15 protein-coding genes and 1 tRNA gene are annotated in these 22,898 nt (G+C 68.6%); 12 read left to right on the top strand and 4 right to left on the bottom strand.

Going from position 1 to position 22,898, the window contains the following annotated elements; genetic code table 11:
• Nucleotides 1-111: 111 nt before the first annotated feature.
• From R5O87_RS06860 to R5O87_RS06850, 3 genes are read right to left on the bottom strand one after another with little or no spacing between them, the layout of a single operon-like run.
• Complete coding sequence (locus R5O87_RS06860; RefSeq protein WP_410555808.1) at nt 112-2,718, bottom strand: transglutaminase TgpA family protein; 2,607 nt, start codon at nt 2,716-2,718, stop codon at nt 112-114.
• Nucleotides 2,715-4,139, bottom strand: coding sequence for a DUF58 domain-containing protein (locus R5O87_RS06855; protein WP_462836398.1), 1,425 nt, complete (start codon nt 4,137-4,139; stop codon nt 2,715-2,717). The genes R5O87_RS06860 and R5O87_RS06855 overlap by 4 nt, the downstream gene beginning before the upstream one ends.
• 14 nt (nt 4,140-4,153) lie before the next feature.
• Nucleotides 4,154-5,263, bottom strand: coding sequence for an AAA family ATPase (locus R5O87_RS06850; RefSeq protein ID WP_410555806.1), 1,110 nt, complete (start codon nt 5,261-5,263; stop codon nt 4,154-4,156).
• 223 nt (nt 5,264-5,486) lie between these two features.
• Here R5O87_RS06850 and R5O87_RS06845 point away from each other — a divergent pair, with 223 nt between their 5' ends.
• The 5 genes from R5O87_RS06845 to R5O87_RS06825 all read left to right on the top strand — a co-directional run bounded on the left by R5O87_RS06845 (nt 5,487) and on the right by R5O87_RS06825 (nt 11,718).
• Nucleotides 5,487-6,374, top strand: coding sequence for a TatD family hydrolase (locus R5O87_RS06845; protein ID WP_410555805.1), 888 nt, complete (start codon nt 5,487-5,489; stop codon nt 6,372-6,374).
• A gap of 293 nt (nt 6,375-6,667) precedes the next feature.
• Nucleotides 6,668-7,828, top strand: coding sequence for a ubiquitin-like domain-containing protein (locus tag R5O87_RS06840; RefSeq protein WP_410555804.1), 1,161 nt, complete (start codon nt 6,668-6,670; stop codon nt 7,826-7,828).
• 161 nt (nt 7,829-7,989) lie between these two features.
• A complete protein-coding gene (gene rsmA / locus R5O87_RS06835; RefSeq protein ID WP_410555803.1) occupies nt 7,990-8,877 on the top strand; it encodes a 16S rRNA (adenine(1518)-N(6)/adenine(1519)-N(6))-dimethyltransferase RsmA in 888 nt (295 codons plus the stop codon).
• Complete coding sequence (locus tag R5O87_RS06830) at nt 8,877-9,845, top strand: 4-(cytidine 5'-diphospho)-2-C-methyl-D-erythritol kinase (RefSeq protein ID WP_410555802.1); 969 nt, start codon at nt 8,877-8,879, stop codon at nt 9,843-9,845. Before rsmA ends, R5O87_RS06830 begins: the two co-directional genes overlap by 1 nt.
• 34 nt (nt 9,846-9,879) lie before the next feature.
• Nucleotides 9,880-11,718, top strand: a complete 1,839-nt coding sequence (locus R5O87_RS06825) for an ABC-F family ATP-binding cassette domain-containing protein (RefSeq protein ID WP_410555801.1) — start codon at nt 9,880-9,882, stop codon at nt 11,716-11,718.
• Between the two features lie 80 nt (nt 11,719-11,798).
• Here the strand turns inward: R5O87_RS06825 and R5O87_RS06820 are convergent, their stop codons facing one another.
• Nucleotides 11,799-12,398: a TetR/AcrR family transcriptional regulator gene (locus R5O87_RS06820; protein ID WP_410555826.1), complete on the bottom strand. Its 600-nt coding sequence runs from the start codon at nt 12,396-12,398 to the stop codon at nt 11,799-11,801.
• A 246-nt stretch (nt 12,399-12,644) separates the two neighbouring features.
• On the opposite strand from R5O87_RS06820, the gene R5O87_RS06815 reads away from it, so the two are divergent.
• The 7 genes from R5O87_RS06815 (at nt 12,645) to R5O87_RS06785 (ending at nt 22,615) form a co-directional block, all read left to right on the top strand.
• Nucleotides 12,645-12,716, top strand: a tRNA-Gln gene (locus R5O87_RS06815).
• Nucleotides 12,717-12,840: 124 nt separating this feature from the next.
• The gene (gene glmU, locus R5O87_RS06810) at nt 12,841-14,331 is read left to right on the top strand and encodes a bifunctional UDP-N-acetylglucosamine diphosphorylase/glucosamine-1-phosphate N-acetyltransferase GlmU (RefSeq protein WP_410555800.1); all 1,491 of its coding nucleotides are present in this window, start codon (nt 12,841-12,843) and stop codon (nt 14,329-14,331) included.
• Between the two features lie 5 nt (nt 14,332-14,336).
• Complete coding sequence (locus R5O87_RS06805; protein ID WP_410555798.1) at nt 14,337-15,317, top strand: ribose-phosphate diphosphokinase; 981 nt, start codon at nt 14,337-14,339, stop codon at nt 15,315-15,317.
• Nucleotides 15,318-15,641: 324 nt separating this feature from the next.
• Nucleotides 15,642-16,256: a 50S ribosomal protein L25/general stress protein Ctc gene (locus tag R5O87_RS06800; protein WP_410555797.1), complete on the top strand. Its 615-nt coding sequence runs from the start codon at nt 15,642-15,644 to the stop codon at nt 16,254-16,256.
• Between the two features lie 118 nt (nt 16,257-16,374).
• Nucleotides 16,375-16,959: an aminoacyl-tRNA hydrolase gene (gene pth / locus R5O87_RS06795; RefSeq protein ID WP_410555796.1), complete on the top strand. Its 585-nt coding sequence runs from the start codon at nt 16,375-16,377 to the stop codon at nt 16,957-16,959.
• A 174-nt stretch (nt 16,960-17,133) separates the two neighbouring features.
• Nucleotides 17,134-19,872 (top strand): helix-turn-helix transcriptional regulator, encoded by a 2,739-nt coding sequence (locus R5O87_RS06790; protein ID WP_410555795.1) that lies wholly within the window; start codon nt 17,134-17,136, stop codon nt 19,870-19,872.
• Entirely contained in the window at nt 19,850-22,615 is a 2,766-nt protein-coding gene (locus tag R5O87_RS06785; RefSeq protein WP_410555793.1) for a LuxR C-terminal-related transcriptional regulator, read from the top strand. The genes R5O87_RS06790 and R5O87_RS06785 overlap by 23 nt, the downstream gene beginning before the upstream one ends.
• The last annotated feature ends 283 nt before the right edge of the window (nt 22,616-22,898 follow it).

Genomic DNA, 22,898 nt, shown 5'->3' with positions numbered 1-22,898 from the left:
TGGATGCCGGACCGGACTACCTTGGAATGCGCTTTCCCACTGCCTCAACGATAAGGTGGCGGCCGTCACATGTCAAACGTCAGGACGAGCCTTCATGACGGGGCCCGCCGGCTAGCCTTCCCGGAGGCGCCGGAGTCCGCTGCGGGTCCTGCGCCACAGCCCCGAGGCGGCGCGTCCCACCCGGAGCGCTACCCGGCCGAGGACGCGGAAAGGCCATGCCGCCACGGCTCCCCAGCGGGAGAGAACCGAGGGGGGCAGCCAGTCGGCGCGGAGCCTGCCGACCATGCCGGCATTGCGGCGCAGCGTCTGCCGCACCTGGCCGATGTGCTTGACGGCGGTTTCCTCCTGCAGGCCGCGGCGCGTGCCGTCCTGGCCGGCGGGCCGGCCGTACTGATGCCGCTCGTAGGCATCCGTCAGGTCAGTCACTGCCTGGACGGTTCCGGCGTCGGGACTGTGTCCGGTGTCTGGCCCAGTGCCGGACCCGGTGCCCACGCCTGCTCCGGTGCCCACGCCTGCTCTGGTGCCTACGCCTGCTCCGGTGCGAGGGTCGGGTTCTGGCCCGGCCCGCCGCCCCATGGCTGCGGAGCCGCGCAGCCGGGCCGAGAACGTCCGCGGAGTCTCGCTCGGTTCAGGACGCACACCGTAGTCCGTGGCCAGATCCTGGAGCTCGGACCAGACGAGTGGCGGCTCAGCCAGCCGGTCCCTGCCGGTGCCTGTTCCCCTGAGGCGCCTTGCCCTGATGCTTCCGCGCACCAGGCGGGGCGAGGCGGCCAGGAGGACCAGCAGCAGAACCCCGGCGGCAGTGTAGAGCGCAGGCGCCAGCTGGTTCCCGGCGTCGGCCGTTCCGCTGCCCGGCAGGGGCAGCGGGGCCGGTGCCGGCACCGACGGTGCCGTGGCACCGTTGCTCGGCACCAGGCCGTCGTTGTTCTGGTCGTTGGTGCTGGCGCCGCCGGACGTTGAGGAGTCCTGCGCGTAGGGCGGCACCACGCCGCGCGAGGGGGTGGGTTCAAACGGAACCCAGCCGAGGCCCTGGAAGTACAGCTCGGGCCAGGCATGGGCATCACGGGCGTCGACCTCGAATTCCGGGAGCGCTCCCTGGCCGGCAACGGACACCGTGGCGCCGGTCAGCCTGCCCGGCGCGTAGCCCACGGCGATCCTGCTCGGGATGCCTTCGAGCCGGGCCATCACCGCCATGGCGGAGGCGAAGTGGATGCAATAGCCGCTCTTCTGGGTCAGGAAGTCCGCCAGGACCGACAGTCCGTTTCCGTCATAGCCGCCCTGGACGGGTGACTCCAGGGAATACGTGAAGTCCGGGCCGCGCAGGAAACGCTGGATCGCCATTGCCTTGGCATAAGCTGTGCGGCCGTTGGCCGTGACGGACTCGGCGGTGGTCCGCACGATGTCCGGAACATTCGACGGCGGCCGGATGAACTCCTCGGGGATGCCCCGGACGGGGGCGGAGGACGCGTCCAGCAGTTCCGTGGTCAGCTTCGGGACCGAGGACTGCACCAGATACTGCTGGTCGCGGGAGTTGGTGTCGGTGCCTTTAATGCTCAACGTGGCGGGATCCCAGCTCCACCGCCCGGTCAGCCCGTTGACGGATTCGGGGGCGTACGGGACCGGGAGGTACGGGCTGGTGAAGTCCCCGGTGTTGACCACCGTCACCTGCCGGGTCTGTTCGGGTGCCAGGATCTCGTGGCCCACGTCCATCCGTCCGGTGCCTGCCCGGCGGCTGGAATTCCGGTCATCCGGGGACCACGACTCGCCGTCGAAGCGGTCAACGGTGACAGAGCGCAGGTAGAGCGGTGTGCTGGCGTTGGTGGCGTAGGTGATCCTGCCCTCGCCCGTGGGGGTCCGCAGGCTGTTGCCGAGGCTGATCATGGGGTTCAGACCCGTGGCGGTACCCCAAGGGTTCAGCCGGGAACCCTGCGGGAACGTCCCCTGGTCGAAGCCGGGAACCACAATCTGGAGCAGCAGCGTCACCACCACGGCCACCGCTCCGGTCAGGGTGGCCCGCCTGAGCTGGCCGGGGTTGCGGGCCGTGTCCGCCTGCGTCCGCGCATCGGGGGCAAACCACTGGCTGCCCGCGAGGATCGCCAGATAGCCCGCCGCCGTCACCACGAAGCCCAGCCATCCGACACTCTGCGGCTTGATCATGGCCGGAACCACCAATACCGCCAGCAGGCCCAGGCCGCTGGTGGCGGGCATGCCCAGGGGGACGGCCAGGGCATCGACGAGGATGACGACGAGTCCCAGCGCCGCGCACGTCACCAGCACGATGCCGGCGTTGGGCGCCACCGGCGAGCTCTCGGCCAGCACCGTCTCGCTGGCCCGCCGAAGATGCCTGCCCAGCGCGTCGAGCGTGGCCTGGGACGGGAGGAAACCCGCGATGCTGTCACGCCGGAAGAAGGTGAACGTCAGGATGAAGGCCAGGGACACCAGGCCTCCGGCCGCTACCAGCACGGGTGCGGCGCGGAAAGTGCGGAGCAGGGCCATGGTCAGCGAGACCACCACCACCGTGGTCAGGACCGGCAGGAACCATGCCCATCCCCGAAGGACGCCGTTGAGGGCCACGGACGCGCCGCAGACGGACACCGCCACTGCGCCGGCCATGACCCACGGGTACGCCCCGGCCCCGAACCGTCCGCCGCCGGGGGAAGCCGGCGCGGGCTGGGGCTGGGCACCCGCTTCCGCCTGCCGGTGTGATGTCAGTGTCATCGCCCTACCTCCGCCCCGCGGCGGACGTCCGCCGCAGCCGTCCACATGGCGGCGTCGCCCTCGTCGAAGTACATCCAGGCTGCCGGCAGCGAGGTGGACGCCTCGACGGCGACGGCGCGCCAGCCGCCCAGCCGCAGTGCCTCAAGCACGTCGTGGCAGTCCGCAGCTTTGTCCGTGATCACCACGGCAAACGCGTTGGCGGCGTAGCCGGCTGCGGGGGCGAGCGCCCGTGCCTCGGCGAGGGAGATCTTCCCGAGGAGCGCCAGGACCGGGCCGCGCATCCGGTGCGCCGCGAGCTTGTCCATGAGCCGGTCGTCAAAGACGGACTGGGCCGGATCGGCACCTCCCGCATGCTCGCGGCGGCCGGCGTCGTGCTCCCTGCGCGCGTGGTGCGGGCCCGTCAGCTGGATCGCGGCCAGGCTTTCGGCGATGGACTGCAGGCCGGCCGCGCCGCTGTACTCCTCGTTGTCCGGCTCCGGGGCCGAGGACGAACGGTGGAAGGCAGGCTCGCCGGCCGCATCCAGGAACCGCAGAGAGTAGTTGAGCTCGGCGAGGTGGGCGCCCACGGACATCGCCGCGGTGACGGCCCACTCGAAGGTATCGCTGGTGACGAGGTCGCTGCCGTCGTCGCCCGGGCTGCCGAATACCGAGCCGTAGCCCGAGGAATGGGCCACGAACCGGTGGTCCAGAATGACCGTGGCCTCGGGGGTGGTGACGGATTCCTCCTGCCGGACCATGAGGGCGCCGTGCCGGGCGGTGGCCGGCCAGTGCACCCGGCGCATCGGGTCGCCGTGCCGGTATTCGCGCGTCATGACGTCGTCGTCGCTGGGGTTGGCCCGGGTCCGGGTGGCGGTGATTCCGTCGTTGCCGCGCGCGCCGGCAAGGCCGGTGGACGGAAGTTCGACGGCGGCCGGCGTCACGGTGAGCGTGTCGCCGTCGTCGATTGAATGGCGGTGCAGGGACAGCCCGAACGGATCCGTGAATTCGGCGGTGACGGGGCCGATGGTGAACTGGCCGCGCTTTCCCGAGCGGAGGTGGTACTCGTAGCGGCTGGTGCCGCCGGAGGCGGACCTGGCGGGAAAGCGGAACGCCGGGGATTCACCGAACCGCGGCGGCAGCCTCTCCTCCATGATGACCCGGCCTGTGCCGAGCCCGGTCCGGGCGACGGCGAGCCGGACCGTGGTGATGGAGTCTGTCTCGACCGTGGAAGGACTGAACTCCCGGTACACCCGGAACCGCGGTTTGACCACCCTAATGCCGGCCAGCGAAACGAGCGGCAGGACAACCAGCAGGACGCCGAGGGCCAAGAGGTCGCGGCGGCCCATGACCTGGGCGCAGAGCAGCGAGACGGCACCGGCCGCCAGGAGTCCCCAGCCCCGGGAGCTAAAGAGATGTCGGGGGAGGCTGTCCAGCAGTGCCACGGTGACGGTCCTGACTAGCGGCTATGGCGGAGTTCGGGCGATGTCCGCCCGGCGTTTGCCGTGTCCGTCATCTCCTGGCTGACGGGGATCCGGGCCAGAATGCCGCGGATCACGCCCTGCGGGGTCTCGCCCGTGCTGGCGGCCTTGCGGTCCAGGATGATGCGGTGCGCCAGCACCGCCTCCGCAACGGCCACGACGTCATCCGGCAGCACGAAGTCACGGCCGTCCAGCGCCGCCGTCGCCTTCGCAGCCCGGAGCAGCTGCAGCAGGGAGCGCGGGCTCGCGCCCAGGCGCAGCATGGCGCTGTCCCGGGTGGCCCGCCCGACGGCCACGGTGTACTCCTTGACGGCTTCGGAGACGAAGACCTGCTGGACGGTGGCGATCATGGCGGCGACGTCCGCCGCGGTGACGACCGCCTTGACCCGGGCCAGCGGGGACGTGGCCTGGTGGGTCTCGAGCATTTCGATCTCGGAGTCCTTGTCCGGGTATCCCATGGAGATCCGGGCCATGAAGCGGTCCCGCTGGGCCTCCGGGAGCGGATACGTCCCTTCCATCTCGATGGGGTTCTGGGTGGCCACCACCATGAACGGCTCGCCCAGCTTGTAGGAGTGTCCGTCCACCGTGACCTGGTGCTCCTCCATGCATTCGAGCAGGGCGGACTGCGTCTTGGCGGAGGCACGGTTGATCTCGTCGCCAATCACGATGTTCGCGAACACGGCACCCGGACGGAACTCGAACTGGCGCGAGGACTGGTTGTAAATGGAGACGCCGGTGACGTCGGAGGGAAGAAGGTCGGGGGTGAACTGGATCCGGCTGACGGAACAGTCGATGGTGCGCGCCAGCGTCTTGGCCAGCAGTGTCTTGCCCACTCCGGGGACATCCTCCAGCAGCAGGTGGCCCTGGGCGAGCAGGACCGTCAGTGCCAGCTTCGCGGCCTCGGCCTTGCCATCGATGACGGTGTTGATGGCGCTGAGGATGCGTTCGCTCGCCGCCCGGAAGGCGGGGGCCTCCAGGGGGACGGTCTTGTGTCCGTTGAGGGGGTTGACGCCGCGCGCAACGCTTCCAGTGAAGCCCTGTCCGCCGGGAAGTGCTTCGTCGATCGTGATGCGTCGGTGCGGTTCCATCGGCAACCTTTCAGCCCAGAATGAAGCGGAACGAAGCGGCGGAGGTCTGCCGTTGCCCTCGTAGGCGCTCACGTCCGTCCGTATCCAGCGTACTAACACAACTGCCGTGGCTAACAGAGAGTTCCCCGTAAATCTCCGGGTAATGCCGAGCATCATCTTCTGGCACTGCAGCCGGGATGATTGGGTGCGAAGGACGCGGCCGGGCGGCCGCTAGGCTGGAGGAATGCGGCATTCCCTGACTCCCCGGCCCTACCGTGCTCCCGGCAGCGACGGCTCCGGCAGGCGCGGCTTCCCGCCGGCGCCCGAACCGTTGCCCGTTCCCGTGATGGACAACCACACGCACCTGGACTTCCCGACTGACGATGTCCGGGTGGACATCGCGGCTGCCCTCGACGCCGCTGAAGCGGTGGGTGTCTGTGGTGCCGTGCAGGTCGGCTGCGACCTCGAATCCTCGAGGTTTAGCGTGCGCGCCGTGGACCTGGATCCGCGCCTTTTGGGGGCGGTGGCCCTCCACCCGAACGATGCGCCGGAGTACGCCGCCCGCGGCGAGCTTGAGGACGCCCTGGCGGAGATCGAGGAGCTCGCCGCCCACCCCCGCGTGCGCGCCATCGGCGAAACCGGCCTGGACTTCTTCCGCACCGAAGGCGAGGGGCTTGCCCATCAGCGATACTCCTTCCGCAGGCACATCGACATCGCGAAGCGGCTGGACAGGACTCTGCAGATCCACGACCGGGACGCGCACGACGACGTGGTCCAGGTCCTGCGCGAGGAGGGCACTCCGGAACGGGTGGTTTTCCACTGCTTTTCCGGGGACGCGGAGCTCGCGCGGATCTGCAACAGCGAAGGGTGGTTTATGTCCTTCGCGGGCACGCTGACCTTCAAGAACGCCACCAATCTCAGGGAGGCTCTCGCCGTGGCCGACCCGGAGCTGGTGCTGGTTGAAACCGACTCGCCGTTCCTCACCCCGCACCCGCACCGTGGGCGCCCCAACGCCAGCTACATGGTGCCGTACACCGTGCGATCAATGGCGGAATTGACAGAAACGGACCTGTCCGAGCTGTGTGCCCAAATAAGCACAAATACCGTGCGGGCATACGGATCCTGGGACTAGGGCACGGGGGACTGCGCGCGCCAAAATACATACTTGGTAGGCAAATATTTTGGACGGTTTATAACGCTTCGGTTACAGTGAAAAACTATTAGCCGGGGTCGGGGAAGGCCTCCGGATGATGTAACTCACTTTCGTGACAGGCGGGGCGCCCTCGGATGCCCTGCCATGTGAGTGTGGCGACGCACATGCCTGCGGCATGCTCCGGCCTGCCCGGGGCCACCTTTCGGTGACCGCCGCGGGTACTCCTGTGCGTTTTTCCCCGTGCCCGGATGGCTCAAAAGTTACGGGCAATCGTGGTCAACTTCTTCACGTCAGACGGCAAGTTCAGTTTCATCAAGGTCGGCACGCAGCTGGTGGTGCTCTCGGCCCTCGTGCTGGGGCTTGTTGCCTTTGTGGGCAGCAACAAGACGGTCACCCTGAATGTCGACGGGAAAGTAAGCTCCGTCCAAACCTTCGGCGGCACCGTCGAGCAGGTGGTCAAGAGCGCGAACGTCGAGCTGCACCCGGCCGACCGCGTCTCTCCCGCGCTGGATACCAGTGTTGAGAACGGATCCGTCATCAACGTGAACATGGCCAAGGCCGTGAAGGTCAGCCTGGACGGTGCGGAGAAGACCGTGAGCACCACGGCGCAGGACGTCGGCGGCCTCGTGACCCAGCTCGGCGTGGCCAGCTCGTCGGAGCTTTCCGTGCCGAAGAGCGCGCAGTTGGCCGTGGACGGTTCGTTCGTGGCCATCTCGACGCCGAAGACCGTCAGCATCATCGCCGACGGGAAGGCCAAGAAGACCACCACTACAGCAGCCAACGTCGGCGAGGTCCTCAAGGACGCCGGGATCCGTCTCGCCGCCGCAGACCGGACGTCGCAGCCGGCACACGCCCCGGTGGTCAACAACATGGTGATCAAGGTGTCCCGCGTCACCGGCAAGACGGCCACCGTCACCGAAGAGGTCGCGTTCCAGTCCCTCAGCACGGACAGCGCAACGCTTCCCAAGGGTGAAGAAAAGGTCACCCAGGAAGGCGTCCCCGGCGAGACGACCCTTACCTACAAGCTGGTCTTGGTGGACGGCCGTGAGGCCTCCCGGACGCTCGTCTCCAAGACCACCACCCGTGAGCCGGTAACCGAGAAGATCACGGTCGGCACCAAGGAAGCCCCCAAGCCGGCAGCAGCGGAGGCCGGCGGCGGGAACACCGGCGCGGCAGCCCCGGCCATGATGAACGTGGGCATGTGGGACAAGATCGCCCAGTGTGAATCCGGCGGCAACTGGTCCATCAACAGCGGTAACGGCTACTACGGCGGCCTGCAGTTCGACATCCAGACCTGGATCGGCGCCGGCGGCGGCGCCTACGCCCCGAACGCCAGCCAGGCGTCCAAGGCGCAGCAGATCGACATTGCCAACCGCATCTACGCCGAGCGCGGCCTGCAGCCGTGGGGCTGCGGCTGGGCCGCCAGCAGCTAGCCCGCGGCGCGAGCACTGGCGTAACCCAACCCCCGCCGCCGCGGCAGCTGACCACAGCCGCGGCGGCCGCGAAGGCCGTACCCGGAACTCCGGGCCCGGCCTTCGCCGTCCCCGGAACACAGAACCCCGTCCCATATGGGTCGCCGGGATAGGATACCTAGGTGACTGACCCGACCCCCTCCGCCTCCGGCACCGCGCCCGCTCCACTGTTCGGTGCCTCCGATATCCGCAGGCTGGCCGGGGAGATCGGCGTCCGCCCCACCAAGACGCTTGGCCAAAACTTCGTCATCGACGGCAACACCATCCGCAGGATCGTGGCCGCCGCCGGCATCGGCCCGGACGAGACGGTACTCGAAATCGGCCCCGGGCTGGGGTCGCTGACGCTGGGGCTCCTCGACGCCGCCAAAGCTGTGGTCGCCGTCGAAATTGACCCAGTCCTGGCCGCTAAGCTGCCGGAGACCATCAGGCAATGGCGGCCCGACTCCGCCGGCGACTTCCACCTGGTCCTCGCCGACGCCATGAAGGTGACGGAACTGCCGGCCGAGCCCGCAGCGCTCGTCGCGAATCTGCCCTATAACGTCGCGGTGCCGGTGGTGCTCCACCTGCTGCAGCACTTCCCGTCCATCCGGCACGGGCTCGTCATGGTCCAGGACGAGGTTGCCGACCGGCTGGCCGCCGAACCCGGATCCAAGATCTACGGTGTGCCGTCGGTCAAGGCTGCCTGGTACAGCAGCATGCGCAAGGCCGGCGTCATCGGCATGAACGTGTTCTGGCCCGCACCCAAGATCCAGTCCGGCCTTGTGGCCTTCACCCGGCGTGAGCCGCCGGCCACCACCGCCAGCCGCGGAGAGGTCTTCGCAGTGGTGGACGCCGCATTCGCGCAGCGCCGCAAGACGCTCCGGGCAGCCCTGGCCGGCTGGGCCGGCAGCGCCGCCGAAGCGGAACGCTGCCTGGTGGCGGCCGGGGTCGATCCCACTGCACGCGGCGAAGTGATCGACATTGCCGCGTTCGCCAGGATCGCCGAAGCCCGCAACGCCGCGGACGTCTGATGGCGCTCCACGGCCTCAAGGGGCGTTTTGCGGCGAGGACCGTCCGCGTCAAGGCCCCGGGCAAAGTGAACGTCTCGCTGGATGTGGGGCCGCTGCGGCCGGACGGCTACCACTCCGTGGCCAGCGTCTACCTGGCGGTGTCGCTGTACGAGGAAGTCGCGGCCACCAGCACAACATCCGACGCCATCACCGTCAGCATCAGCCCGGACAGCACCCTGGACCTCGACGGCGTGGACATCCCGCTCGATGAGCGGAACCTGGCCTACAAGGCGGCCGCCATCATGGCCGACGTGTCCGAACACTCCACCGGCGTGCACCTTGAAATCACCAAGCGGGTGCCCGTCGCCGGCGGCATGGGCGGCGGTTCCGCGGATGCGGCCGCCACGCTCCTGGCGTGCGACGCGCTGTGGAACAGCGGCCTGTCCCGGGACGAGCTCGCCCAGCTCGCCGCGGAGCTCGGGGCAGACGTTCCCTTCGCCCTGCTCGGCGGCACGGCCGTGGGGCTCGGGGTCGGGGATGACCTGTCGCCTGCCCTGGCCAAGGCCCAGATGGACTGGGTGCTGGTGACAGCCGAATTCGGGCTGTCCACCCCGGAGGTCTTCCGCACCCTGGACCGGCTCCGGGACGCCGAGGGCCTGGACGTCGAGGAGCCCACGGCGGTGGACCCGAAGATCCTGCAGGCCCTGCGCAGCGGCGACGCCGATGCCCTGAGCAGGGTGTTGGTCAATGACCTGCAGCGGGCGTCCATCGAACTCGCCCCCGGCCTCCGGGATACCCTGGGCCTCGGCGAATCCTGCGGAGCCATCGCCGGGATCGTTTCCGGTTCCGGACCCACCGTGGCCCTTCTGGCCCACAATCCCGAAGCGGCGGAGGACCTCGCCGGGAAGCTGGAACACAAGGGCCTCACCGCCCTGGCCGTCCACGGCCCGGTGCCCGGCGCCCGCATCATCTCCGATACGCTCCTTTAATACCTTCCACCTTCACAGCAGAAAGCAGTTCCCCGTGGCACACCTGCTCGGCGGCGAGAACCTCAAGGTTTCGTACGCAACCCGCACCGTTCTGGACGGCATCACCCTTGGGCTCGAAGAGGGCGACCGGATCGGGATGGTGGGCAGGAACGGCGACGGCAAATCCACGCTGATGCGGCTGCTGGCGCTGCGGTCCACCCCGGATTCCGGTCGCGTCACCAAGCGCGGGGACGTCAACATCGGCTACCTGGACCAAAGTGACGTGCTCGACGCCGACCTGACGGTGGGAACGGCGATCGTGGGTGACAAGGCAGACCACGAGTGGGCGGCCAATCCGCAGATCCGCGAGATCATGGGCGGCCTGGTGTCCGACGTCGACTGGCACGCCAACGTGCACGCCCTGTCCGGTGGGCAGAAGCGGCGCGTCGCGCTGGCCAAGCTTCTCATCGAGGACCACGACGTCATCATGCTCGACGAGCCCACCAACCATCTCGACGTCGAGGGCGTGGCCTGGCTGTCGCGGCACCTGAAGACCCGGTGGCGGCCCAACCAGGGTGCCTTCCTCGTGGTCACCCACGACCGCTGGTTCCTGGACGAAGTCTGCAACAAGACCTGGGAAGTCCACGACGGGATCGTTGACCCGTTCGACGGCGGTTACGCCGCCTACGTGCTGGCCCGCGCCGAACGCGACCGCATGGCGGCCGTCGTCGAAAGCAAACGCCAGCAGCTGGTGAAGAAGGAACTGGCCTGGCTGCGCCGCGGCGCCCCGGCCCGGACGTCCAAGCCCAAGTTCCGCATCGAGGCGGCCAACGCCCTGATCGCCGACGTCCCCGAGCCGCGCGATACAACGGCCCTGAACAAGATGGCCACCGCGCGCCTGGGCAAGGACGTGCTGGACCTGGAAAACGTGTCGCTGGATTTCGAGGGCGGCGATCCGGAGCAGGACGCCGGCCGGAAGCTGTTCAACAACATCACCCTGCGGCTGGCACCGGGGGAGCGGCTCGGCCTCGTCGGCGTCAACGGTGCCGGCAAGACCACCCTGCTCAAGCTCCTGAACGGCGAAATCCAGCCCTCGGCCGGCAAGGTCAAGAAGGGCAAGACGGTGGTCACCGCCGTGCTCACCCAGGAGGTCAAGGAGCTCGACGACGTCGCCGACCGGCGCGTCATCGAGGTCATCGAGCGCGAAAAGCGGTCCTTCAACGTGGGCGGCAGGGAGTTCACGGCCGGCCAGCTCGTGGAGCAGCTCGGCTTCACCAACCAGAAGCAATGGACGCCGGTGCGGGACCTGTCCGGCGGTGAGCGGCGGCGCCTGCAGCTGCTGCGGCTGCTGGTGGGCGAGCCCAACGTGCTGATGCTGGACGAGCCCACCAACGACCTCGACACCGACACGCTTGCCGCCGTCGAGGATGTCCTGGACGGCTGGCCCGGCACCCTCGTGGTGGTCAGCCACGACCGCTACCTGCTCGAACGCGTCACCGACCACCAGATGGCCCTGCTGGGCGACGGCAAGATCCGCGGACTTCCCGGCGGCGTCGACCAGTACCTCGAACTCCGTGAGAGCGCCCTCGCCGGCTCCACCGTCACGGGCGGCGGAAACCCGGTCACCGGCCCGTCCGCCACCGCAGACGCAACCCCCGCCGGACCCTCCGAAGCCGAGAAGCGCGAGGCCCGCAAGTCCCTCAACCGCGTGGAGCGCCAGCTCAACAAGCTCGCCCAGCAGGAAGAGAAGATCCACGTCCAGATGGCCGCCAGCACCAACGACGGCGACTTCGAACGCCTCGGCGACCTCAACAGGCAGCTGAAGGACCTGACCGACGAAAAGGACGCCCTCGAGCTCGAATGGCTGGAGGCCTCCGAAGTCCTCGGCGACTAATTGGTTCCGAGTTTTTGTCCAGATATTGGCCGCTAAAGGCCTCCGAAGTCGCGGTATCTGGACAAAAACTCCATCCTCTCCTAGGGCTCGCTGCGGAGTTCCGGGTCCTTCTTGAGGCCGGTCAGGCCGTTCCAGGCGAGGTTGACGAGGTGGGCGGCGACGGCGCGTTTGTCGGGCTGGCGGGCGTCCTGCCACCACTGGCCCGTCATTGCCACCATGCCCACCAGCATCTGCGCGTACATGGCGCCGTCGGCTGCGCTGAACCCGCGGCGGGCGAATTCGTCGGACAGGATGTGTTCAACGCGGGCGGTCACGTGCGAGAGCAGGGTGGAGAAGGCGCCCTCGGGCTGGGACGGGGGAGCGTCCCGCATGAGGATGCGGAACCCGTCGGTGCGTTCCTCGATGTAGGTGAGCAGGGCCAGAGCGGCGCGTTCCACGAGGACCCGCGGCTTCGCCTCCTCGGCCAGGGCGTCATTGATGGCGGCGAGCAGGATGCGGAACTCGTACTCGACGACCTGCGTGTACAGGCCCTCCTTCGAGCCGAAGTGCTCGTAGATCACCGGCTTGGAAACTCCGGCGGCGGCAGCGATTTCCTCGATGGTGGTGCCGTCCAGGCCCCGGATCGCGAACAGGGCCCGCCCCACCTCAATGAGCTGGGACCGGCGCTGCGGTCCGGTCATCCGCGACCGGGGGATGCGCCCCGGCGCTGCTTCGGGCCTTGCTGGCAGGTTCCCCGGACCGTCAGTTGTCCCTGTGCTGTTGCTCACCGTCCCATCATGCCTTATGTCAAGCGGCGGGCAGGGGTGGCGGCGGGTCCCGGCGCGCTGCCCCGGCCGGTGCCGGCGCAGCCGAATTGCCAGGGTCGCACGAGCGTCAACGTTCGTGGCAGAATTGGTTCTCGTGCCCAGGCTTAGCGCCGGGCATGGTCCGCTCTGGTGTAATGGCAGCACCCCGGCCTTTGGAGCCGTGGAGTATAGGTTCGAATCCTATGGGCGGAACAGCTGCATCAGAGGTGTCCAGTAGGATGAACCCTGTTGCCGGTTCCGGGCACAGGCTCGGACACCGCCGCGCGCAGGCAGCCGCGGATGCAGTACAGCGCAACCGAGCAAGGAGAGCCCGTACGTGAGCCCCGAGAAATCCGGCCCAGCCGCCGTTATCGTCCTAGCTGCAGGCGCCGGTACCCGGATGAAGTCCCGTACCCCCAAGATCCTCCACGAAATCGGCGGCCGTTCGATGGTGGGCCACGCCCTTCTGGCCGCCCGCAGCATCAGCCCCCAGCGCCTGGCCCTGGTTGTCAGGCACGAGCGTGACCGCGTCGCCGCCCACCTCACCGAACTGGACCCGGACGCCCTGATCGTGGACCAGGACGAGGTTCCCGGCACCGGACGCGCCGTCGAGGTTGCCCTCGAAGCCCTGGACGCCAAGGAACCCGTCGCCGGAACCGTCGTGGTCACCTACGGCGACGTCCCGCTGCTCACGGGCGAAATGCTCTCCGAGCTGGTGTCCACCCACGAGCGTGAGGGCAACGCGGTCACCGTGCTCACCGCCATCCTGGACGACGCCACCGGCTACGGCCGCATCCTCCGCGGCGAAGACGGCACCGTGACCGGCATCCGCGAGCACAAGGACGCCACCGACGCCGAGCGCGCGATCCGCGAGATCAACTCCGGCATCTACGCCTTTGACGCCGCCGTCCTCCGGGACGCCCTCGTCCACGTCACCACCGACAACTCGCAGGGCGAAAAGTACCTGACCGACGTCCTCGGGCTCGCCCGTGCGGCAGGCGGCCGCGTGGCCGCCGTCGTCACCGCCGACCGCTGGCAGGTCGAAGGCGCCAACGACCGCGTGCAGCTCGCCGCCCTCGGCGCCGAGCACAACCGCCGGATCGTGGAAGCCTGGATGCGGGCCGGCGTTACCGTCGTCGACCCTTCCACCACCTGGATCGACTCCACGGTGACCCTGGCGGAGGACGTCCGGATCCTGCCCAACACCCAGCTGCACGGCGCCACCAGGGTGGCGAGGGACGCCGTCGTCGGCCCCGACTCCACGCTGACCGATGTCAGCATCGGTGAGGGCGCCAAGGTGACCCGGACCCACGGTTCCGGTGCGGAGATCGGCGCGGGGGCCAGTGTGGGCCCCTTCACCTACCTGCGCCCGGGAACCGTTCTGGGGGAGACGGGCAAGATCGGCGCCTTCTATGAAACCAAGAACGTCAGGATCGGCCGCGGCTCCAAGCTGTCCCACCTCGGCTACGCCGGGGACGCCGAAATCGGCGAAGACACCAACATCGGCTGCGGCAACATCACCGCGAACTACGACGGCGAGAAGAAGCACCGCACGGTGATCGGCTCGGGCGTCCGCACCGGCTCCAACACAGTATTCGTCGCTCCGGTCACGGTGGGGGACGGTGCCTACAGCGGCGCCGGTGCCGTGATCCGGAAGGACGTGCCCGCCGGTGCCCTGGCGCTGTCCATGGCAGCACAGCGCAACGCCGAAGGTTGGGTTGCCGCCAACCGTCCGGGCACGCTGTCCGCGGATCTGGCAGCAGCCGCCGCGGCCCGCGAAGGCCGCACTGATTCCTCAAATTCCCCCGCATCTACAGAAGAGGGCTAGCAACCATGACCGAAATTACGGCTCACGGCGAGAAGAAACTGGTGCTCGCCGCAGGGCGTGCACACCCGGAACTTGCCCGGGAGATCGCCAAGGAGCTGGGCACGGAACTGCTGCCTGTGGACGCCTACGACTTCGCCAACGGCGAGATCTACGTCCGCGCCGGGGAGAGCGTCCGCGGAACCGACGCCTTCGTCATCCAGGCGCACCCCGCACCGCTGAACAACTGGCTCATGGAACAGCTGATCATGATCGATTCGCTGAAGCGTGCCTCCGCCAAGCGGATCACCGTGGTCTCGCCGTTCTACCCGTACTCCCGCCAGGACAAGAAGGGCCGCGGCCGCGAGCCCATCTCCGCCCGCCTCGTGGCCGACATGTACAAGACGGCCGGCGCCGACCGCATCATGAGCGTGGACCTGCACACCTCGCAGATCCAGGGCTTCTTCGACGGCCCGGTGGACCACCTCATGGCCATCCCGCTGCTCGCTGACTACATCCGCACCCGCGTCAGCGCCGACAACATCACCGTGGTCTCGCCTGATACCGGCCGCGTGCGCGTGGCCGAGCAGTGGGCCGAGCGCCTCGGCGGCGCGCCGCTGGCCTTCGTCCACAAGAGCCGCGACCTGACCGTGCCCAACCAGGCCGTCTCCAAGACCGTGGTGGGCCAGATCGAGGGCCGCACCTGCGTGCTGATCGACGACATGATCGACACCGGCGGAACCATCTCCGGCGCTGTGCAGGTGCTCAAGAACGCCGGCGCCAAGGACGTCATCATCGCGGCCACGCACGCCGTGTTCTCCGACCCCGCCGCCCGGCGCCTCTCCGAGTCCGGCGCCCGCGAAGTGGTGGTTACCAACACGCTGCCCATCCCCGCGGACAAGCAGTTCCCCGAGCTCACCGTGCTGTCCATCGCGCCGCTCATCGCCCGGGCCATCCGGGAAGTGTTCGACGACGGTTCGGTCACCAGCCTCTTCGACGGCAACGCCTAACGGCGCGCAGGCGTTGGACTGGGCCCACGCCTGCCGGGTTCCCTGGGCGAGCTTGCGAGCTTTTGGGGGCAGGTGGGGAGGAACCGTGGTTTCGACAGGCTCGACCACCGTGCCCGGCCGTTTTCAGTAAACGGGCCGGGCACTGGTAAGCTATTTCCCGATACCTTGGCGAGGGAGAGCACCTCCGGAAATCCGGACTGCTGGTCTCCGTTATCGACTGGGTCTGAACCACCCTTCTGGTGGGGCCGCCTTCGGGCCGCCCGGCGTTGAAGGTCACTCCAGACCTCCGCCCTTGCTGAACCAACAATCCACCAGGAGATTCACATGTCTGAGCAGAAGCTCGCAGCAGAAGCACGCACCGAATTCGGCAAGGGCTTCGCCCGCCGCGCCCGCGCCGCCGGCCAGATCCCCGCCGTGATCTACGGCCACGGCGCAGAGCCGATCCACATCACCCTGCCGGCCAAGGCCACCACGCTGGCTGTCCGCACCGCCAACGCCCTGCTGTCCCTGGACCTCAACGGTGAAGGCCACCTGGCCCTCGTCAAGGACGTCCAGCGCGACCCGATCAAGCAGATCATCGAGCACATCGACCTCCTGACCGTCCGCCAGGGCGAGAAGGTCACCGTTGACGTTCCCGTACACGCCGTGGGTGAAACCGCCCCGGGCACCGTGCACAACCTGGAACTGACCGTCGTGTCCCTCGAGGCCGAGGCAACCCACCTGCCCGAGGCCGTCGAGGTCAACATCGAAGGCCGCGCCGCCGGCGAGCACATCCACGCCTCCGACCTCACGCTCCCCAAGGGTGCCGTCCTGCTGACCGACGCCGAGGCCCTGGTCGTCAACATCTCCGAGGCCGCCGCACCGGCTGAAGAAGAAGAAGGCGCAGCCGAGGAAGCCGCCGCTGAAGAGGCTCCGGCCGAAGAAGCTGCTGCCGAGTAATTCGGGCACAACCCTTCCCGCGCTGCATCCAGCGCGGACCGGTGGCCGGGTCCCTTTCGGGCCCGGCCACTGCCGTCCCTGCCCGCCTGCGTGCAAACCCCGCCCTTAGGATTGATTCATGACTGACACCTGGCTGATCGTAGGCCTTGGCAACCCCGGACCCGAGTACAGCGGCAACCGGCACAACGTCGGCCAGATGGTGCTGGACGGCCTGGCTGAGCGGATCGGCGGGAAGTTCAAGGCCCACAAGGCCAGGGCCTTCGTCGTCGAAGGCCGCCTGGGGATCGGCGGTCCCCGCGTGGTGCTGGCGAAGCCCGGCACGTACATGAATGTCTCCGGCGGTCCGGTCTCAGCGCTCGCCAGGTTTTACGACGTCGAGCCGTCCCGGGTGGTGGCCGTCCATGACGAGATCGACATCCCCTTTAATACGGTGAAGCTGAAGATCGGCGGCGGCGAGGGCGGGCACAACGGCCTTCGGGACATTTCCAAGTCCCTCGCCACCAAGGACTACCTCCGCGTCCGCGTGGGTGTCGGCCGGCCGCCGGGCCGGATGGACACCGCGGACTATGTGCTGCGGGATTTCGGCACCGCGGAAAAGAAGGAACTGCCGTTCCTGCTCGATGATGCCGCCGACGCCGTCGAGCTCCTGATCAGGGAGGGCCTGACAGCCGCACAGCAGCAGTTCCACACCGCCAAGGTGTAGCGCCTCCCGCCACGGTTTTTCCTCCCCGCCGCACCAACCCTCAAGGTCGCATCAAGGTCTGCGAAATGTGAACGCAGTGCCCTATATCCCTGCAAAGTAACGGGGTAGTCTACTTTCTAAGCGGGGGAGGCGATGGAGCCTTTATCCTGCCGGGCGGGATGTAAGGAAAAGTTCATGTCAATTGAGCCACTGAGCTGGGGACGTGGGTCTACGGCGGGCGTTCTGGCGGGACCGGCGGGCGTTGCGGGCGGGACGGACCTCCAACGATGGTCGGTTCCGGCGCGCAGCGCAGACCTTGACGCCATCCGCACTGCGCTGACAGATCCCGAGTCCCTGGGCGTAGTCATCACCGGTGCCCGCGGTGTGGGGAAATCGTCGCTGGCCCGCACCGCCGTGGCCGAGCTGGGTCCCGACGTCTGGGCGCTTCAGCTGCGCAGCCCCCTGTCCGGCTCACAAACTTCGTACGGCTGCCTCGCGTTCCTGCTGGCAAGGCTCCCGCAGGCGGCCCTGGCTTCCCCCACCGCCATCCTCCAGGGCATCACCTCCCTGATCCGGTCCGACTCCGCCGGCCGTGACTGCGTCATCACCTTGGACACCACCGGCCAGATCGACGACATGAGCGCCGGCGTCATCCTGAACATCATGCTGACGCACACGGCCCGCATCATCGCCATTGCGCCCAGCACCAGCGACCTTCCGGCCGACTTCCACTGGCTGCTCACCGACCGGCGGCTGACGGAAGTCCGGCTGGAGAACCTCAACGAACTGCAGACCCGGCAGGTCCTGCTGACGCTGCTGGGCCACCGCGTCTCGGCCTCGCTTGTGAGCACGTACCACGCCATCGTGGGCGGCAACCCGCTCCTGCTCAAAGCGCTCGTCACAGAGCAGCAGCAGTCCGGAAACCTCGTCCTGTCCGATTCCGTCTGGACGCTGCGGGACAGGGTGGTGCTCGACGGCGCCACCGGCCTGGATGACATCGTCCGGTCCCGCTGGTCCCGGGAAGAGCCGGAAACCCGCGAGGTCATAGAGATGCTTGCCTGCGCACGGCGGGTCCCGCTGGCCAGGCTGTCCGAAATCTACGGCACCGCCACCGTGGCCGACATGGAGGACGCCGGGCTGCTTACGGTCGCCGACACCGGGGACCGCTGGGTTTCGCTGCGGGAACAGTACCTTGGCGACGTGGTGCGCTCCTGGCTGAGCATCTCCCGCCGCCGCGAACTCCGCACCCTGCTGCTGGGCGGCCACGAACCCGAGCTGTCGGCCCTGACCATGGAGGAGCGGATCGAGTTCGCCGCGTGGACCAGGGAGTGCCAGGCCGAGCTCAGCCCTGCCATGGCCGTGGCCGCGGCAGAGGCTGCGGTGCAGCTGTTTGACCCGCGGTTCGCGATCGCCTGCGTTGAAGGCCTGAAGAAGACCGACGACGTCTGGGTTGACGCCCAGCTGCACAAGGCCGCCGCCTACCTCCTGCTTGACCTTCCGGTCCAGGCAATGGCTGCCCTCGACGACATCACCCAGGGACAGCTGGACGCGCTCGATGAGGAGGCCTTCGCCCGCATCGTGGCGGCCAAGAGCCGGGTCATGGTCTGGCTGCCGGAAATGTGCAACAACGTACCGGACGAGCTGGCAGCTGCGCGGAAGCGGCTTGGCGTTGCCTCGGGAGTTGCATCCAGCTGGCCCGAGCCGCTGGGCACGGCGTCGGACGCCATCACCCTGGCCGAGTTCGAATACAAGTACTTCATCGGCGACTACGCCTCCATGGTCGCGGAGCTGGAGGAGGCCGTTGACCCTGCGGTCAACAAGGACCCGGCCTTCAGGATCCAGGCTGCACTGCTCCTGATGCCCACCCTGTCGGCGGTCGGCCGGGAAATGGACGCCCTCCAGCTGATGCGCCGTGTCGGCGGACAGCTCTCGGACGCCGGGCCGCTGACCGGCCTGCGGGAGCGGTTCGCGCTGACGGCCTTCAACGTGCTGCTGCAGGCCGGCCAGTGGAAGCGGTGCCTGGAGCTGGTCGGCCCGCCCAAGGGGCAGGAGGAGCGCCGGCTGGCCTACAGGACGTCCGCCACGGAACTGGCGGCCGGCATCGCCTACGTCTTCTCGGGCCGCGGTGCGGTGGCCCTTGACTCGCTGCTGTCCGCCGTCGCCCAGCTCGAGCTCCGGCCCGTGCTGAACATGCTGCAGGCCGCCTACGCGGCCACGGCCTTCGCCTACGCCCAGATTGGCAACGCCGGGCAGGCGCACAAGTACCTCGACAAGCTCCGCGGCGTGCGCGGCCACTGCAACTTCGGCACCCTGTTCGTCACCGAGTTCTGCGCGGACATGGCGGGGCGATGGCTGGGGGACACCGACGCCGTGAAGCGCCTGCTCGAGGCGGCGCACCGCGACATCGACGCCGGCCGCTACACGCTGGCGGGCATCAGCCTGCTCGGAGCCACCGTGAACGGGACGGACGAGGACTTCCGCCTGATGGAGGAAGTGGCAGCCCACCGCCAGGGGACCCTCGCCGAGATCTCGCGCCTCATCGCCGTAGGCACCCGCACCAAGGACGCCAAGGTTCTGTTGGAGGGCGCGCACCTGTGTGCCGAACTGGAGCTCGACGCCGTGGAGGCGCGGTGCGTTGCGCTCGCCGTCGACTTTGCCCGCCACTCCGGCGATTCCGCCTCCGCCCGCGTTGCCCAGGCCCGGCTGGACAGCCTCACCGCCACGGTGCCCAGCCTGCCGATCGTTCCCAGCAGCGGAAGCCCGCTCCTTACCGCGCGTGAACGCCAGATCTCCCGGCTGGCCGGCAGAGGCGTGTCCAACCGCGACATCGCCCTGGAGATGGGCGTATCGGTCCGAACGGTGGAAGGCCACCTCTACCAGGTCTTCACCAAACTCGGCGTGACATCCAGGGGTGATCTGCCTGGCCTCGTCTAACAGCTCCTTACCCAACGGTGCCTCACTGAACTCTTCGTCCCACGGCGCCTCGTCCAATGGCCGCGGCTCCAAGGCGGAGTCAGAAGTCCGCCAGCTGACCGGCCGACGTGAAGCGATCGAGCATGTCTGCACCATCATCCGCAGCCGCGCCAGCCAGGCCGTCTACCTGATGGCGGGCCCCGGCGTCGGAAAGACTTCGGTGACGGACGCCGTTCGCGAGAAGCTGGCGGGGGAGATGACGGTGCTCCGCATCCACGGCAGTTCCTCGCTGGCCAAGGTCCCCTACGGCGTGCTGGCGCCCTACACTTCCGGGCTAGCCCCCGAGGAAGCCGACTCGCCGGTCGCGGTGCTGCGGGCTGTCTGGGCCCACTTCCAGGAGCTGAAGGGAAGCAGCGGCCTCAAGGGCGGCGCCGATGCCCCCGTGCTCCTGGTGGTGGATGACGCCCACCACCTCGATGACGCCACGGCCAGCATGGTGGTGGACATGACGTCGGCCGGCTGGGCGACCGTGCTGGCGGCCGGGCGCCCGCGGCCGGGCCTGCCCCAGCCCCTGAACCAGCTCTGGTATGACGGTCTGGCGGAACGCATCGACCTCCGGCCGCTCAGCGGCGAGCAGGTCAGGGAAGTCGTGGAACACACCCTGCAGGGCACAGTTCCGGTCAGTACCGTCCAGTCGCTGTGGTCCTGCTCGGGCGGCAACCCGCTGCTCCTCGACTGCCTGCTGAGCGACGCAACAGCCGCCGGAATCCTGGTCCAGCGGAACGGGATCTGGGTGCTGCTCGGACCGTTGCCGGCTGACGGACCCAGGCTTTCAGACCTCGTGGTCAAGGACCTGCTCCGGAGAACGCCGGAGGAGCAGGATGCGCTCAAGGTGATCGCCCTGGCCGAGCCGGTGCCCAGGCGCCTGATCGAGGACGTCTGCGGCGCCGGCGTCGTGCGTTCCCTGCTTGACAACCAGGTGGTGACCGAATCAGCCGCGACGCAGACCGAGCTGCGTCTCACGCACTCGATCCTGGGCGAATCGACGCGGCGCCAGGTGTCCGTCTCGCGGAGCCTGCAGCTGCGGCAGAAGCTTGACGCCCACTTGGATCCCGCGGCCGCCAGCGCGGAGGGCAGGCTGCGGCTGGTCGAATGGTCGCTGGAATGCGGCCTCGACGTGCCGGATCAGGACCTGCTGGACGCCGGACTCCTGGCTGCTACCACGTTCAACAACGCCGGCGCCCGGCTCATGGCCAGTCACGTGCGGGCCCCCGGCCTGCAGGCCCATGCACTCGCCATCACCGCACGGGCGCACTTCAACGAGGGCAAGTACCGCGAGGCCGCCGAACTCCTGGACAGCTGCTGGCTTGACCTGGCGGTGGATCCGGAAGCACCGCAGGTCCTTATGCTCAGGGCGTCTTCCCACATGGCGCTGGGAAAGGCCGTGCCGTCGCTCAGGGCCGAATCGCGCCACCAGCTGGAGGAGGCAGGGATCGCCCCGGACGGTGCCTGGCAGGACAGGATCCACGCCCTGCTGGAGATGGCTGCCGCCGGCGACCACGAAGGCATCAACGCCGTCATCGCTGCCCTGGGGACCGCGGATCCGGAATCCGCGGCGGGCGTGGAAGCAACGCAGCACGCCGTGGCCCAGGCCCTGCTTGCCCAGGCGCTGGTCGCTGCCGGACGGTCACACCAGGCCCACGCCGCAGCGGTGGCCGCCGGCCCGTTCCTGCCGGCGCTCAGCGGCGGCCTGTACTTCTTCAACGAGTTCGTCCTGACCCGGCTGGCCATCAGCACTCTCGCTGCCGGCAACTGGGAGTCTGCCGAGCACGAGCTTTCCGGTTATCCTGCGGAGCGAACCGAGGGCGCCTCCACCTTCGGCGGCGGGATCCAGGCGCTGCGCGGCCTGGGACTGCTCCGGCAGGGCCAGCTGGAGCGCGCCTACCAGGTCCTCCTGCCCGCGGTCGAGGCCCTCCGCATCAATGACCCGCTGCAGGAGTTCAGGTTCGGCTCGTCGCTGGCCTTCTACGCCGCGGCACGGCTGGGTGACACCGCCCAGGCAAAGCGGCTCGAACAGGACTTCATCTCGGCCCGGCACGCCAGCGGACCCGGCTGTGACGCCGTCGCGGAAGCCTATGCTGCCGCCGCCGCCGAATATCTCGACCGGAAGGGCAGCGGACTGGACAGGCTCCGTGAGCTGGCGGGGTCCGAGTCCGTCACGGACCATCCCGGAACCAGGATGGAGTGCCTCATCCTTTGCTCGGATCTGGGCGAGCGGTCGCTGGCCCGCGAACTCGCGGCCCTCGCCGCCACCGTCGAGGGCCGCTGGGCGGCCGGCTGGCGGCAGCTGGCCCAGGCCTGGGCCTCGGAGGACGCCGACGTTCTGATGGACACCGCCGCCGCCCTGGAGGAAGCCGGCCTGCTGAACCTCGCGCGCGAGGCGTACGCCAGGGCAGGCGCCCTGCTGGATGCCGCGGGGGAGCGGCGCCGCGCCCGCCAAGCGATCGCCCACCGGGAGAAATGCGACCAGGAGCTGGGCGAGCGGTTCCGGGAAAGCCCGTTCGTCGCCTCCGTCCCGAGTGTCCACCTGACCCGCCGTGAGCGGGACATCGTGGAGCTGGCCGTGCAGGGTCTTTCCGACCGCGAGATCGCCCAGCAGCTGATGGTGTCCGTGCGGACCGTCGAGGGGCACCTGTACCGCAGCTACGTCAAGCTCGGCGTCCGCCGGCGCGACGAGCTCGCGCTGGCCCTGCCGAAGAAGTAGCCCTTCCGCAAATTGATTTTCTGGCCCCCCGGGGCAAATTCCGCGCGGTTGCGGGCCGGACCGCGGCACCTGCGGGAACCAGTAGTTAAGTACTCGGAAAAACGAGTACCGGATACTGGTGCCGCCGGCGCCGGTACGCGATTAACTATTAGTGGCAGCGGAAGCAGGGCTGATCTCCCCCCGAAGCTGCCACCAGATTTTCCAGGTCTCGCACCAGATTTTTCCGGCCTTCGGGTCCGGGCAAGGCGGGGCCGGCGACGTCAGAGCCTTCTGAGACCGAGGC

Origin of the sequence: Arthrobacter globiformis, assembly GCF_046536215.2 — a bacterium.
Taxonomy (GTDB): domain Bacteria; phylum Actinomycetota; class Actinomycetes; order Actinomycetales; family Micrococcaceae; genus Arthrobacter; species Arthrobacter globiformis_E.
This window is presented reverse-complemented; position numbering and strand designations above follow the sequence as displayed.

Coding starts and splice junctions, on each gene's coding strand:
- R5O87_RS06850 (WP_410555806.1), bottom strand. CDS start 5,263: ATGGAACCGCACCGACGCATCACGATCGACGAAGCACTTCCCGGCGGA.
- pth (WP_410555796.1), top strand. CDS start 16,375: ATGACTGACACCTGGCTGATCGTAGGCCTTGGCAACCCCGGACCCGAG.
- R5O87_RS06830 (WP_410555802.1), top strand. CDS start 8,877: ATGGCGCTCCACGGCCTCAAGGGGCGTTTTGCGGCGAGGACCGTCCGC.
- R5O87_RS06790 (WP_410555795.1), top strand. CDS start 17,134: ATGTCAATTGAGCCACTGAGCTGGGGACGTGGGTCTACGGCGGGCGTT.
- R5O87_RS06800 (WP_410555797.1), top strand. CDS start 15,642: ATGTCTGAGCAGAAGCTCGCAGCAGAAGCACGCACCGAATTCGGCAAG.
- R5O87_RS06845 (WP_410555805.1), top strand. CDS start 5,487: ATGCGGCATTCCCTGACTCCCCGGCCCTACCGTGCTCCCGGCAGCGAC.
- R5O87_RS06805 (WP_410555798.1), top strand. CDS start 14,337: ATGACCGAAATTACGGCTCACGGCGAGAAGAAACTGGTGCTCGCCGCA.
- R5O87_RS06860 (WP_410555808.1), bottom strand. CDS start 2,718: ATGACACTGACATCACACCGGCAGGCGGAAGCGGGTGCCCAGCCCCAG.
- R5O87_RS06820 (WP_410555826.1), bottom strand. CDS start 12,398: ATGACCGGACCGCAGCGCCGGTCCCAGCTCATTGAGGTGGGGCGGGCC.